The sequence below is a fragment of the Streptomyces sp. NPDC056835 genome (genome assembly GCF_042789485.1).
Classification (GTDB): Bacteria; Actinomycetota; Actinomycetes; order Streptomycetales; family Streptomycetaceae; genus Streptomyces.
Genome location: NZ_JBHUBB010000010.1, coordinates 159,821 through 173,434 on the forward strand (window position 1 = coordinate 159,821; position 13,614 = coordinate 173,434).

Sequence of the window (13,614 nt, forward strand, 5' to 3'; positions counted from 1 at the left end):
CGGCTCACATCCGCACATGGCGCTCGATGTCCTCCCCGAACTCGGTGAGCGCCTGATCGGTGAGTGTGGGCCGGGTCTCGGCGATGGCCGCCAGATAGTCGTCCGTACGGGCCGGGGCGCCCCGGCGGTCGAGGACTTCCCGTTCGAACGCGGCATGGGCACCCTTGCGGGCGGCGAACTCTATGTCGGCGGGGGTGAACATCTCGCAGGCCGCGACCAGTTCGCCCAGCTCCACCCCGTCGGCGGCGGGGCCCAGATAGCGCCGCCAGATCGCCTCCCGGGCGACCGGATCGGGCGGACCGACCGGTATGACGTAGTCGAACCGGCCGGGGCGCAGAAACGCCGGATCGAGCGACCGGACGGAGTTGGTGGCACAGATCAGCAGCCGGTCGTCATGGTCACGGAAGCCGGGGATCAGCTTCAGCAGCTCGTTGGTGACTCCGTGACCGGGATCGACGGCCAGACCGGAGCGTGCGGCGGCGATCTCCTCGACCTCGTCGATGAACAGCAGTACGGTCTCCAGCTCGGCCAGATCCGCGAAGGCGTCCCGCAGAGAGGTGGCCAGGCCCCCGGCACCGGCCGCCGCGAGCCGGGAGGGGAAGAGCTCCACGAACGGCCAGTCCAGCCGGGAGGCGACGGCCTTGGCGAAGCTGGTCTTGCCGGTGCCCGGCGGGCCGAAGAGGATGACCGCCTTCGGTGGTGTCACCCCGTACCGGTCGGCGAGCGCGGGTTCGGTCAGCGGCAGCACGATCCGCCGCTCGATGGTCTCCTTCTCCCGCTCCATCCCCGCGAGGGCGCCCCAGAGCCCCTGCGGCATCACCCTCCCGCCGAGTTCGGCGAGCAGACCCGCGTCGCACGCGCCGACATGCTCGACCTTCTCGTAGAAGACGAGTCCTTCGCGCGTCCGGTAGCCGGAGTTCTCCAGCGCGGTGTCTCCGGTGGCGCCCGGGGCGAGCAGCGCGCTGATCCTGCGCACCCCGTGGGTGCGCAGGCGCCGCTCCAGCTCGCTGATGAGCGCGCTGCCGATCCCGCGCTGACGCCACTTCGCGGCGAGCGCCACCAGCGTGATCCAGGCACGCTCCCCCTGGGTCTGTGCCACCGCCATGCCCACGAGATCGTCGCCGACCACGGCGACCACGGCGGGCTCACCGGTCCGGGCCGCGGCCATGACCTCGGAGACGGGGAAGACGGGCGTTGGATCGTCCTGCCGGTCCTGGTCCCAGATCTGGATCGCGCCGTCCAGGTCGTCGTCGTGGAAGTCCCGCAATCGCCACGTCGGCATCGTCCGCCACCTCGCCGGCGGGTCGCCGCATGCCTCGGCGGCGCCCCGGTCATGTGCTGCCGGACGGCAGCCACGGTCCCGCCCCTTCTCATTCTCCGCGCCGATCGGACCCCCGTCGAACGGGAGGCCGCGGTGGGGCGGACGGCGCGTCGGCAGGCGCGGCCGGGGCCTCGGGGCGGCCGGGCAGCAGCGGAGAGGCGGCCAGAATCACCAGGGTGACCGCGAACACGAACCAGTAGGCGCCCAGGAAGCCATCGAACCCGGCGCCGCCGCCACCCATGGCGCTGCCACCCGCCGCGCCGCTGCCGACGGCCGCCAGGATCAGGGCGACGCAGGCGACCCCGAGCGCTCCGCCGAGCTGGTTGAGGTTGTAGACGACGGAGCTGCCCTGCGGCACCTTCTCCGGCGGCAGCGTCCGGTACAGCGCCCCCATGGTCGGCGCGCTGACGCCGCCCAGCCCGAGACCGACGGCGAACGCGGCCAGCACCGACCACACTTCCCCGCTGTCCGCGCCGATACGGATGAGACCGACCGAGGCGAGCGCCGCCACGACCGCTCCGCCGCGGACCGGACCGCGCGCTCCCAGCCGGTCGCTGAGGCGTCCGGCGAGAGGCATGGCGAGCGCCGATCCCAGGCCCAGCGGCGCCACCAGCAGTCCGGCCGCGCGAGCGCCGTGTCCGTGCAGCACCTGGTAGTAGAGCGGCAGCGCGAACAGGACCGCGAACGTGGCCAGTCCGACAAGCCCCTGCACGGTCACGCTCGCGGCGAAGCCGCGACTGCTGAACAGCCGGATGTCGATCAGCGGTTCGGTACGGCGGACACGCAGCGCGTGGATCACGTACCCGACGACCAGCGCGACACCCAGGACCAGCGGAGTGAGCACGGAAGGCGTGACGAGCCGGCCGCCTTCGCCCGCCTCCGCGAGGGCGAACAGGATCGCCGCGAAACCGGGAGCCATCAGCAGGGCGCCGACGACATCGAGACGGGGCCCGGACCCGCGGGCGACGGGCGGGCCGGCCGGGATCACCCGCAGCGCGAGCAGGACCGCCACGATCCCGATGGGCAGATTGATGTAGAACATCGAGCGCCAGCCCATGGATTCGAGCATGACCCCGCCCAGCACGGGCCCGAGGACCGGCCCGAGCGACAGGACCACCCCCATCATGCCCATCACGCGGCCCGCCCGGCCGGGGCCCGCCGCACGGGCGAGGATCACGAGGACCAGCGGGTCGACGACGCCGGCGCCGACACCCTGGACGACCCGGAAGACCACCAGGCTCCCCACGTTCCAGGCAAGCGCGGAGGCGAGGGAGCCGATCAGGAAGAGCACCAGTCCGAACAGCCAGAGCTTCCTGACGCCGAACCGGCCGACCGCCCAGCTCGTGACGGGGATGGTGACCGTGAGCGCCAGCAGATAGCCGGTCGTCGCCCAACTGATGGCGCTCAGCGAGGTGTTGAACTCGTCGGCGAGGGTGTCGGCCGCGACGGTGACCATCGTGCTGTCGAGGATCCCCATGATCCCGCCCAGCAGGGTCACCCCGATGAGCCGTAACAGTCCGGGATCGAGGCGGTCATCGTCAAGGCGGTCATCTCTGATGTGAGACATCACTTTCCAACTCCGCTGAGTGCGACACGGGAAGACTTTTTGAACCAGGCGGTTCAACGTAACGACCCGTCCAGGTCTCCTGCAACCTGGCTGGCCAGAAAATTGAACCGGGCGGTTCATGTATTGGGGTGACGCGGTACGATGGCGGGGTGAACGGAGCCAAGACCTCGAACGCGAGCGGACGTGAGGCGCCGCGCGGGCGCATCGACAAGCGGCGGGCGATCCTCGAAGCCGCGTTCAGAACGTTCGCCCGTGAGGGATACGGACAGTCCTGCGTGCGGGAGATCGCGGCCGAGGCGGGCGTGGCCAAGCCCACCATCTACAACCACCTCGGGGACAAGGAGACGCTGTTCCGCGAGGCGATGCTGGCCGCCGTCGGCCGTACGAGCGGCGCGGGGCTGGCGGCGCTGGAACAGCTCCGGGAGCCCGTCGGCGATGTGCGCCCCATGCTGGAGGAAGCCGGCCATCGCATCCTGAAGAACCACTGCGACCAGGAGTCCCAGGCGCTGCGCCGGCTTCTCAACGCCGAAGCGGCGAGGTTTCCCGACCTGCTGGAGACCATCCAGCGCGAGGGCGCCCAGCGACTCCACGACGCGCTCGCCGACCGCCTGGCACGCTTCGCGCTCTCCGGGCGCCTGCACACCGGCGACCCCGACCTGGCCGCCGAGCAGTTGCTCGCGCTGCTCACGGGCCCGATGGAACTGCGCACCCGGCTGGGCACGCGCGAGGTGTCCGACGCCGAACTGCGCACCGTAGGACGGTCCGCCGTCGATACGTTCCTGCGCGCCTACGCTCCCCGGGCCGTCGACGCTCCGTAATCGCTGTGGACGCTCCGTAGGCGCTGCGGACTCCGTAGGCGCTGCGGAGTCCGCAGGCGCTCAGGAGGCCCGAACGCTTCGAACCGCCGGGGCCTCCGGCGGCAGCGCTCGGTGTCCTGAGGGACTACCTGGGGTAAAGATCCATAAAAGGGTCTATCCGCGTAAAGTCGTAATCTTGTTTCACGGTCGGCGAAGGGCCCTGGTCGTTCGAGCACCTGAAGGGCAGCTGCCCGGCGGGGAGAGATCATATGGATGACACGCGCGGCGTGGTATCCGGGGAGGCATGGGGCGCGTCCCCGTGGGGCGCGGGGTGGGGCACGGCCGCGGTCGACGCGCGGGGTGTCATCGCGCGGTGGAGCGCCGGCGCCGAGGCGCTGCTCGGCTACCGGCCCGCCGAAGCCGTGGGACGCGCGGTCGGTGCGCTGCTCTGGGCCGATCCGCCCGACTCCGCGCGCCGGGCGCTGGCCGGCGGGGAGCCGTGGAGCGGCAGGGTGACGGCGCACCACCGGGACGGCGGCCGACGCGAGGTGGAACTGCTCGCGTTCCCGCTGCGAACCGGCGAGGAGGGCACCCGCTGGCTGCTGGCCGCCGCGGCGGCCACACCGGGTCCCGGTCATGACGAGGCCCTGATACGGCGGGCGTTCACCGAGTCCGGGGTGCCGATCGCGATCTACGGCACGGACCTGCGGCTGCTGCACGCCAACGGGGAACTGTGCCGTGTCATCGGCCGCACGGAGGACGACATGCGGGCCCGGGGGACGGGATTTCTGCCGGAGAGCCGCACCAACGCGGATGTCCTGAGTGCCCTGCGGACGGTACTGAGCACGGGCGAGGCGGTGGACGCGCGGACCTTCCACCGGGCGTCGGCCGAGGAACGTGATCGCGCCTGGGCGCTCTCCCTCGCCCCGCTCAAGGATCCGGCGGGCCGGGTGAGCGCCATCGTGCTCACCGGATTCGAGATCAGCGAGGAGTACTGGGCCCGTCAGGGCCTCGCTCTGCTGAACGAGGCCGGTATGCGGATCGGCACCACACTGGACGTGACCCGTACCGCCCAGGAGCTGGCGAGTACGCCGCTGCCCCGGTTCGCCGACTTCATCAGCGTCGATCTGCTCGACTCGGTGCTGCGCGGGGACGAGCCCATCCCCGGCCCCGCGTCCGGCGAGGCCCTGATGCGCAGGGTCGCGCACGAGTCCGCCCACCAGCGGGAGGCCCCGGAAGCCGCCATCCGTATCGGGGAGGTGGTGAGCTTCCCGGAAGCCTCGCCCCCCGCCCGCTGTCTGGCCACCGGCCGGGCGGTGCTCACCGGGCCGTGGGACCCCGGCTACCGCGCCTGGATGGCGCGTCGGGGGCGGGCGGGCCGGCTTCCCGATCTCGGTGTTCACTCACTCGTCGCGGCGCCACTGGTCGCCCGTGGGAGCACCCTGGGCGTGGCCCTCTTCTCCCGCCGACGGCATGCCACGACCTACACGAAGGACGACCTCACCCTCGCCGAGCAACTGGTGGGCCGCGCCGCCGTCTGCATCGACAACGCCCGTCGCTACACCCGCGAACGCGGCACCGCCGAGACCCTTCAGCGCAGCCTGCTGCCGCGCGGAATCTCCCCGCAGTCGGCCGTCGAGGTCGCCACCCGCTATCTGCCCGCCGACTCCCAGTACGGCGTGGGCGGCGACTGGTTCGATGTCATCCCGCTCTCCGGCTCCCGGGTGGCACTGGTCGTCGGCGATGTCGTCGGGCACGGCATCCATGCCTCCGCCACCATGGGACGGCTGCGTACGGCGGTCCGTACCCTCGCGGACATCGACCTGCCCCCCGACGAACTCCTCACCCATCTCGACGATGTGGTGGGGCGGCTCGCCTCGGAGAACACCGACCCGGTCAGCGACGAGGACATCGGCGCCAGCTGTCTGTACGCCGTGTACGACCCGGTGTCCCGCCGTCTGTCCGCGGCCCGCGCCGGCCATCCGGCGCCCGCCCTGGCCACCCCCGACGGCACGGTCAATCTGCTCGATCTGCCCGGCGGGCCGCCCCTGGGCCTGGGCGATCTGCCCTTCGAGTCGGGCGAGTTCGAGATCCCGGAGGGCAGCACGCTCGTCCTGTACACCGACGGTCTGATCGAGGACCGCGCCCATGACATCACCACCAGCGTCGACGGGCTGTGCGAGATCCTGACCCATCCGTCGCCCTCGCTTGAGACCACCTGCGACACCGTGCTCCGTACGCTGCTCTCGCCCCGACCCGTGGACGATGTGGCCCTGCTCGTCGCCCGCACCCGCGCCCTCGACGCCAGCCAGGTCGCCACCTGGAACCTGCCCGCCGAGCCCGCGCTGGTCGCCGACGCCCGGGACCACGCGATCACCCAACTGGCCGCCTGGGGACTGGAAGAGCTGACCTTCACCACCGAGTTGGTGATCAGCGAGCTGTTCACCAACGCCATCCTGCACGCCGAGGGCCCGGTCCAGCTGCGGCTGATCCGTGACCGCGCGCTCACCTGCGAGGTCTCCGACACCAGCACCACGGCGCCGCATCTGCGCCGGGCCCGGGTCTACGACGAGGGCGGGCGCGGCCTGTTGCTGGTCGCCCAGCTCACCGATCGCTGGGGCACCCGCCAGATTCCGAGCGGCAAGGCCATCTGGGCGGAACTGGCGCTCCCGGCGGCGTGACCGGGCGGACGCGTACGCCCCCGTACCGGGGACGCACCGTCCGCACCGGGTCCCGGTCCGCAGTCGTCAGCCGCCCAGGGCCGCCGAGACGACGCTCCTGGCCTCCTCCTGCACCCGGCCGAGATGATCGGGCCCCTGGAAGGACTCGGCGTAGATCTTGTAGACGTCCTCGGTGCCCGAGGGGCGCGCGGCGAACCAGGCGTTCTCCGTCGTCACCTTGATGCCGCCGATGGGCGCGCCATTGCCCGGCGCCTCGGTGAGCACCGCGGTGACCCGCTCCCCGGCGAGGGTGTCCGCCGTGACCTGCTCGGGTGAGAGCCGGGCCAGGACCGCCTTCTCCGCCGGGGTGGCCGGAGCGTCGATACGGGCGTAGGCGGGCTCGCCGAAGCGACCGGTCAGCGTCGCGTAGTGCTCGGAGGGCGTCTTGCCGGTGACCGCCAGGATCTCGGAGGCCAGGAGGGCCAGGATGATGCCGTCCTTGTCGGTGGTCCACACCGAGCCGTCGCGACGCAGGAAGGACGCCCCGGCCGACTCCTCACCGCCGAAGCCGAGCGAGCCGCCGATCAGCCCGTCCACGAACCACTTGAAACCGACGGGTACTTCGACCAGCTCACGGCCCAGGTCGGCGGCGACCCGGTCGATCATCCCGGACGAGACCAGCGTCTTGCCGACGCCCGCCCCGGCGGGCCACCGCTCACGGTGGGCGTACAGATAGGCGATGGCGGCGGCGAGATAGTGATTGGGGTTCATCAGCCCGGCGTCCGGGGTGACGATGCCGTGCCGGTCGGAGTCCGCGTCATTACCGGTGGCGATCTGGAACTCGTCGCGCCGTCCGATCAGCGAGGCCATGGCGTACGGCGACGAGCAGTCCATCCGGATCTTGCCGTCCCAGTCCAGCGTCATGAACCGCCAGGTGGGGTCGGTCAGCGGATTGACCACCGTCAGATCGAGCCGGTGTTCCTCGGCGATCCGGCCCCAGTACGCCACCGACGCGCCGCCCAGCGGGTCCGCGCCGATGCGTACGCCGGCGCCGCGCACCGCGTCCAGATCGAGCACGGCCGGCAGATCCGCCACATACGTGCCGAGGAAGTCGTAGCGCCCGGTGGACGGCGCGGCCAGCGCGCGGGTGTAGGGCAGCCGCCGTACGTCCTTCAGACCGGCCGCGATGATCTCGTTGGCGCGGTCCTGGATCCAGTTGGTGGCGTCGGAGCCGGCCGGGCCGCCGTTGGGCGGGTTGTACTTGAACCCGCCGTCGGCGGGCGGGTTGTGGGACGGGGTGACGACCACACCGTCCGCCAGGCCCGAGGAGCGGCCGCGGTTGTGGGTGAGGATGGCGTGCGACACGGCGGGTGTGGGCGTGTAGCCGTCGGCGGCGTCGATGAGCACGGTCACGTCGTTCCCGGCGAACACCTCGACGGCGGTCACCCGGGCGGGCTCGGAGAGCGCGTGGGTGTCCGCGCCGAGGAAGAGCGGCCCGTCGGTGCCCTGCCGGGTCCGGTACTCACAGATCGCCTGGCTGGTCGCCGCGATGTGGTCCTCGTTGAACGCGGTGGCCAGGGACGATCCGCGGTGCCCGGAGGTCCCGAACGACACGCGCTGGCCCGGTTCTTCCGGATCGGGGTGCAGCGCGTAGTACGCGGTCACCAGCCGGGCGACATCGATGAGATCCTCCGGCCGCGCCTGCTGTCCCGCTCGTTCGTGTGCCATCTGCGCACTCCTCCATCTGGGTTGTCACGGTCCGCTCGTAGGTTCATCTTCCCGGGTCGCCGCCACGCCGGACGGACGCCCCGCCGCACGCGCGCCCGGGGCGGCCCGGCCACCCCGTGTTCCCGGACGCCACAGGGCTGTTCGATACCATGGCGAACGGCGGCTTCCGCACGTTCCCGGGATCTTCTCCGGCGTCGTACCCACATCGTCGAAGGGTCGAGGATGGCTACCATCAGGGACGTCGCCCGGCGGGCGGGGGTCGCGCCGAGCACCGTCTCGTACGTCTTCAACGGCTCCCGCAGCATCTCCGAGGAGACACGCCGGCGCGTACAGGAAGCCGTGGACGCCCTCGGCTACCACCCACGGGCCAGTGCGCGGACACTGCGCAGCAGCCGTACGCAGGTGCTCGCCCTGGCGCTGCCCCGCGCGGCCGGGCTCCAGGACTCCGTGGACGGCCGGTTCGCGATCGACGTCAGCGACGCCGCCAACGCACTCGGCTACGACCTCCTGTTGACGACGTCCCAGGACAAGGCGGAGGGGCTGCGGCGGGTGGCGCTCAGCGGGCTCGCCGACGCGGCGGTGCTGATGGCGGTCGACATGGAGGACGCGCGGATCGACGTCGTACGGGAACTGGCCTTCCCCGCGGCGCTCATCGGGCGGCCCGCCGACGAGGACGCCCTTCCGTGGACCGATCTGGACTGGGAGGAGGCCGCGGCCCTCGCGGTGGGTGAGCTGGCCGCGGCGGGACACCGCGAGATGGTGTATCTGGCGCCGGGGGAATCAGAGGTCCGGAGCCAGCGCAGTTACGCGCTGCGCGGGATCGCGGGCGCCCGCCGGGGCGCGCGTACCACCGGCGCCGCCGTCACCGTGGTCCACTCCGTCAACGACCCGGGCAGGCTGGCCCATCGGCTCGGCGCGCTGCTCGGGGACCGCGCGGACCGGGGAGCCGGAAGGCCGTCGACCGCCCTGATCGTGCAGCATCCCTCGGCGCATCATCACATCCTGACGTCCATGACCGCGGCCGGTCTGCGGGTGCCCGAGGACCTGACCGTCGTGGTGATCGGCACCCTGCCGGGCGATCCGTCGAGCCGTCGGCTGCCCCGGATCGAGCTGCCCGTCGAGACGCTCGCCACCGAGGTCACCCGGCTCGCCGTGACCGCGGCCGAGGCGCTGCGCGAGGCCACCGGACGGGGCGCGGGGGCCGGCACACGGCTGCTCGCCGCGTCCGTGGGCCATCTGCTGATACGTCCGGTCCTGCTGCCGGGTACCGACCCCCTCGGCTCGCCCACGTGCTGAGCCCGCCGACCGCAATTCCTCAGTGCCGCACCCGTCCTGACGGCGCATCAGCTTCGCGTCCGGCGGCGCCCTTGTCGCCGTTTCGGTGAGCGCCTAGCATCGCCGCATCATCTCATCGAATCGATTCGATTCGGTTCGACCGTACGACGCGACACCACCACCCCGCCGCCCCGGACCCAGGAGCACTGATGAAGTTCACCGACGGTCACTGGCAGCTGCGCGCCGGTGTCACCGCGCACTACGCGGTCTCCGTGGCCGACGCCGTGGTCGCCGACGACCGGTTCACGCTCTACGCGCCCGTCAACCGGGTCACCCACCGCGGCGATACGCTCAACGGCCCCCTGCTGACCGTCGAATGCTGGTCCCCGGCGGAGGGAGTGATCGGCGTCCGCTGTACCCACCACGGCGGAGGAGGGCGCCGACACCCGGAGTTCGCGCTCGCTTCCGGTCAGGACGGTCCGCCGGCCAAGGTGGTCAGGGACGGCTCGACGATCGAGCTCGTCTCCGGCGAACTCTCCCTGCGTACCGACACCGCCGCCCCCTGGCAGCTGGACTTCACCGCCGGCGGGCAGATCCTGACCTCGATCGGCCGGCGCGGCACCGGCTTCGCGACCGACGCAGGGAACCGGCACTTCATGCTCGCGCAACTGGCGCTCGGCGTCGGCGAGGGCGTGTACGGGCTCGGTGAGCGGTTCACCCCGTTCACCAGGAACGGCCAGACCGTGGACCTGTGGCAGGCGGACGGCGGCACCAGCAGCGAACAGGCGTACAAGAACGTGCCGTTCCATCTCAGCGACCGCGGCTACGGAGTCTTCGTCAACCACCCCGGCCGGGTGTCGTACGAGCTGGGCTCCGAGGCGGTCGGACAGGTCCAGTTCAGCGTCGAGGACCAGACCCTGGAGTTCTTCGTCGTCCACGGCCCGGCCCCCCGGGACGTCCTGGCCCGCTACACCGCGCTCACCGGCCGGCCCGCGCTGCCGCCCGCCTGGTCCTTCGGCCTGTGGCTGTCCACCTCCTTCACCACCTCGTACGACGAGGCGACGGTGAGCCGCTTCGTCCGGGGCATGGCCGACAACGGGATTCCGCTCAGCGTCTTCCACTTCGACTGCTTCTGGATGCGCGAGTACCAGTGGAGCGACCTCGTCTGGGACCCGGAGGTCTTCCCCGACCCCGAGGGCATGCTCGCCCGGCTCAAGGAGCGCGGACTGCGCGTCTGCGTCTGGATCAATCCGTATATCGCGCAGAAGTCCCCGCTGTTCGCGGAGGGGATGGCCGGGGGGCATCTGCTGAAGAGGCCCGACGGCTCCGTCTGGCAGTGGGACAGCTGGCAGCCCGGCATGGCACTGGTCGACTTCACCAGCCCGGCCGCCCGCGACTGGTACGCGCGGAAGCTGCGCCTCCTGCTCGACCAGGGGGTGGACTGCTTCAAGACCGACTTCGGCGAGCGCGTCCCCACCGATGTGGTGTGGTACGACGGCGCCGACCCCGAGCGTATGCACAACTACTACACGCAGCTGTACAACGAGACCGTCTTCGAGCTGCTGCGCGAAGAGCGCGGCGAGGGCGAGGCCGTCGTCTTCGCGCGCTCCGCGACGGCGGGCGGCCAGCGACTGCCGGTGCACTGGGGCGGCGACTGCGAGTCGACCTTCGAGGCGATGGCCGAGTCGCTGCGCGGCGGACTCTCGCTCGGTCTGTCCGGCTTCGGCTTCTGGAGCCATGACATCGGTGGGTTCGAGGGCACTCCGACGCCCGCCCTCTTCAAACGCTGGGTGCAGTTCGGACTGCTGTCCTCGCACAGCCGGCTGCACGGCAGCAAGTCGTATCGCGTGCCGTGGGACTACGGCGAGGAGGCCGTCGCCGTCACCCGCGCCTTCACCCGGCTCAAGCACCGGCTGATGCCGTATCTGTACCGCGCCGCGGTCCAGGCCAGGGACACCGGTACGCCGGTGATGCGCGCCATGCTGCTGGAGTTCCCCGACGATCCCGCCTGCCGCGCGCTGGACCGGCAGTACATGCTCGGCGACGATCTGCTCGTGGCGCCGGTCTTCACCGAGAACGGCACGGTCGAGTACTACGTACCGGCGGGCACCTGGACCCATGTCCTCACCGGTGCGCGGGTGACGGGCCCCGGCTGGCGGCGCGAGACGCATGGCTTCGACACCCTGCCGCTGCTGGCGAGGCCCGGCGCGGTGATCCCGTTCGGCGCGGTGGACGAGGGGCCGGAGTACGCGTGGGCGGACGGGGTGACGCTGTGCGTGTACGCCCCGGCGGTCGGAGCGGTCGGAGCGGTCACGGCGGATTCGGCGAACGGTACGCCGGAGACCGTCACCGCCATCCCGACCCAGGACGGCTCCGGCGACGCGGCGGTCTTCACCGTCCGGCGTTCGGGCGCGGAGGTCGTCGTCGAGACCGGGAGCGAGCTGCCCTGGAACGTACTGCTCGTGGGAGCCGCCGCCACCGGCGACGCGATCCCCGACGCGATCCCCGACCCGCTCGGCGCGCGGTACCACTGCCCTGCGGGCACCCACCGGCTGGCGGTCCGGGAGCGGCACGGGTGACGGGTGGGGCGGTGCCACCGGCCAGGAGCCGGTGACACCGCCCCCGATACGTCCCGCGCGGTACGTTCAGCGGTACGTTTCGGTGTCTGCGTCAGCAACTGAGATTGCCGCCGGTCCCCACCCCGAGGATCTGGGTGAAGCTCGTGTAATTGTTGATCCGGCTCTGCACCTGGCCGGGGTTTCCGCCATTGCATTCGATGCTGCCGTTGATGCTGCGGATGGTCTCGCCGAATCCGGCGCCATTCACCATCGCGTTGTGCGGAGTCATGGTTCCCGGCCCGTTCTGGGTGTTCCAGTACCAGAGACCGGTCTTCCACGCCACGGCCGAATCGTTCTGCACGAGATCCGGGTTGTTCAGCAGATCGATACCGAGCGCGTCCCCCGCGCTCTTGTAGTTGAAGTTCCAGCTGAGCTGAATCGGGCCGCGCCCGTAGTACTTGTCGTTTCCGGCCGGACAGCCATAGGGCTGCGTCGCATCGCAATAGTGCGGGTAATTCGCGGTGTTCTGCTCCACGATATGGACCAGACCGCCGGTCTCGTGGCTGACATTGGCCAGGAACGCCGCGGCTTCCTGCTTCCGCACGGTGTCGCTGCCCGTACCGGCGAAGCCCGGATAGGCGCTGAGCGCGGCGGTCAGACCGCTGTACGTGTAGAACGGATTCCGGTTCGGGAACATCTGGTTGAACTGGCCCTCGCTGACGACGAAATCGGCCGCCGCCCGCGGTGACTGGGACGGCTGCGCCACCGAGGAGGGCGCGAGGGAGAGCAGGGAGAACGCGGCGGCGGCGGCCGTCGCGGTGAGCAGCCCGATGAGGCGCTGACGCATGAGTGACTCACTCTCTTGTTCCGGCCGCCGGACGCGTGGCGGCCCATGCGTATGTGGTGGGGGGTGGTGGCGGGCGCCGGGTGAGCCCTGAGTGGGGTGTCCCGAGCGAGGTGTCCCCAGTGGGGTGTCCCGAGTGGGATGTCAGGGGCTCACCAGGCGCGTGGAGGAGCTGTCGCTCAGCCGCCGACGTTCACATCGATGCAGGCGTAGAAGGCGTTCGTGGTGTCGGCGACATTCCAGACCGCCAGTACCTTCTGCTGACCCGACAGACCGCCGAAGTTCACCTGATGGGTCACGGTCGCACCCGGCTGCGCGCCGTTGTCGTTGAATTCGGCTATCTTCTGTCCGCCCGCGAAGTACTGCCAGGTGCTGGTGGCATGACGCGCGGTCAGCTTCCACTGAAATGACGTGGTGCTGCCGACGGGAGTGACGGTCCAGCCCTTGGAGTCGTCGTCGAGGTCGGAGAACCGGGAGTTTCCGCCGCTGCAACTGGTGAGCCCCTTGGGTCCTTCCACGCTCTGCGGCTCATAGGTGATGTCACCGCAGCTGACGGTTCCCGCCGCGCACTGCGCCTGACGGCTCGGCGGAGTGGAGATATATCCGTGGGCGCTCGCGGAACTCGCGGGAAGGCTCACGGCGAGAACGGGAGCGACAACGGCGCCGAGTACGGCGGCCAGCTTCCTTTTCGTGTGCATGGATACTCCTTCACATCAGGTCTTCCCGCCGCGATCGCCGGATCCGTGGGGGAATCCGGAAACAGCGGGCCGGCCTTTCGAGTGTGGGGCCAAGAGGCGCGAAGGGCGGTGGTGGATTCCATCCGCGGACACGCCGGAAATGACGTTGCATCCGGAAAGGTCTCGA

Annotated in this window: 9 protein-coding genes; 4 read left to right on the forward strand and 5 right to left on the reverse strand. The window is 70.9% G+C overall.

Features of this window, described 5'->3' with window-relative positions; all coding sequences use genetic code 11:
• Nucleotides 1-4: 4 nt before the first annotated feature.
• Together ACFRMN_RS13955 and ACFRMN_RS13960 are read right to left on the reverse strand one after the other, a co-directional pair.
• Complete coding sequence (locus ACFRMN_RS13955) at nucleotides 5-1,282, reverse strand: ATP-binding protein (RefSeq protein WP_383018221.1); 1,278 nt, start codon at nucleotides 1,280-1,282, stop codon at nucleotides 5-7.
• A gap of 88 nt (nucleotides 1,283-1,370) precedes the next feature.
• Nucleotides 1,371-2,888 (reverse strand): DHA2 family efflux MFS transporter permease subunit, encoded by a 1,518-nt coding sequence (locus ACFRMN_RS13960; RefSeq protein ID WP_383018224.1) that lies wholly within the window; start codon nucleotides 2,886-2,888, stop codon nucleotides 1,371-1,373.
• Nucleotides 2,889-3,037: 149 nt separating this feature from the next.
• On the opposite strand from ACFRMN_RS13960, the gene ACFRMN_RS13965 reads away from it, so the two are divergent.
• Together ACFRMN_RS13965 and ACFRMN_RS13970 are read left to right on the forward strand one after the other, a co-directional pair.
• Entirely contained in the window at nucleotides 3,038-3,706 is a 669-nt protein-coding gene (locus ACFRMN_RS13965; RefSeq protein WP_383018227.1) for a TetR/AcrR family transcriptional regulator, read from the forward strand.
• Nucleotides 3,707-3,954: 248 nt separating this feature from the next.
• Complete coding sequence (locus tag ACFRMN_RS13970) at nucleotides 3,955-6,366, forward strand: SpoIIE family protein phosphatase (RefSeq protein ID WP_383018230.1); 2,412 nt, start codon at nucleotides 3,955-3,957, stop codon at nucleotides 6,364-6,366.
• Nucleotides 6,367-6,432: 66 nt separating this feature from the next.
• Here the strand turns inward: ACFRMN_RS13970 and pgm are convergent, their stop codons facing one another.
• Nucleotides 6,433-8,073 (reverse strand): phosphoglucomutase (alpha-D-glucose-1,6-bisphosphate-dependent), encoded by a 1,641-nt coding sequence (gene pgm / locus ACFRMN_RS13975; RefSeq protein ID WP_383018233.1) that lies wholly within the window; start codon nucleotides 8,071-8,073, stop codon nucleotides 6,433-6,435.
• A 222-nt stretch (nucleotides 8,074-8,295) separates the two neighbouring features.
• Here pgm and ACFRMN_RS13980 point away from each other — a divergent pair, with 222 nt between their 5' ends.
• Nucleotides 8,296-9,369: a LacI family DNA-binding transcriptional regulator gene (locus tag ACFRMN_RS13980; RefSeq protein ID WP_383018236.1), complete on the forward strand. Its 1,074-nt coding sequence runs from the start codon at nucleotides 8,296-8,298 to the stop codon at nucleotides 9,367-9,369.
• A 188-nt stretch (nucleotides 9,370-9,557) separates the two neighbouring features.
• On the forward strand, nucleotides 9,558-11,927 hold the full coding sequence (gene yicI / locus ACFRMN_RS13985; RefSeq protein ID WP_383018239.1) for an alpha-xylosidase: 2,370 nt from the start codon (nucleotides 9,558-9,560) through the stop codon (nucleotides 11,925-11,927).
• Nucleotides 11,928-12,018: 91 nt separating this feature from the next.
• On the opposite strand, the gene ACFRMN_RS13990 is transcribed toward yicI, so the two are convergent.
• Both ACFRMN_RS13990 and ACFRMN_RS13995 read right to left on the reverse strand, forming a co-directional pair.
• Nucleotides 12,019-12,753 carry a chitinase gene (locus tag ACFRMN_RS13990; RefSeq protein ID WP_383018242.1) on the reverse strand — a complete coding sequence of 245 codons (735 nt, stop codon included), beginning with the start codon at nucleotides 12,751-12,753 and terminating at the stop codon, nucleotides 12,019-12,021.
• Between the two features lie 176 nt (nucleotides 12,754-12,929).
• On the reverse strand, nucleotides 12,930-13,448 hold the full coding sequence (locus tag ACFRMN_RS13995) for a lytic polysaccharide monooxygenase auxiliary activity family 9 protein (RefSeq protein ID WP_383018245.1): 519 nt from the start codon (nucleotides 13,446-13,448) through the stop codon (nucleotides 12,930-12,932).
• Between the last annotated feature and the right edge of the window lie 166 nt (nucleotides 13,449-13,614).

What these genes read in the sequence shown, in the direction of transcription:
- ACFRMN_RS13955 (WP_383018221.1), bottom strand. Translation starts at nt 1,282, where the DNA reads ATGCCGACGTGGCGATTGCGGGACTTCCACGACGACGACCTGGACGGC.
- ACFRMN_RS13960 (WP_383018224.1), bottom strand. Translation starts at nt 2,888, where the DNA reads ATGTCTCACATCAGAGATGACCGCCTTGACGATGACCGCCTCGATCCC.
- ACFRMN_RS13970 (WP_383018230.1), top strand. Translation starts at nt 3,955, where the DNA reads ATGGATGACACGCGCGGCGTGGTATCCGGGGAGGCATGGGGCGCGTCC.
- pgm (WP_383018233.1), bottom strand. Translation starts at nt 8,073, where the DNA reads ATGGCACACGAACGAGCGGGACAGCAGGCGCGGCCGGAGGATCTCATC.
- ACFRMN_RS13980 (WP_383018236.1), top strand. Translation starts at nt 8,296, where the DNA reads ATGGCTACCATCAGGGACGTCGCCCGGCGGGCGGGGGTCGCGCCGAGC.
- yicI (WP_383018239.1), top strand. Translation starts at nt 9,558, where the DNA reads ATGAAGTTCACCGACGGTCACTGGCAGCTGCGCGCCGGTGTCACCGCG.
- ACFRMN_RS13990 (WP_383018242.1), bottom strand. Translation starts at nt 12,753, where the DNA reads ATGCGTCAGCGCCTCATCGGGCTGCTCACCGCGACGGCCGCCGCCGCC.
- ACFRMN_RS13995 (WP_383018245.1), bottom strand. Translation starts at nt 13,448, where the DNA reads ATGCACACGAAAAGGAAGCTGGCCGCCGTACTCGGCGCCGTTGTCGCT.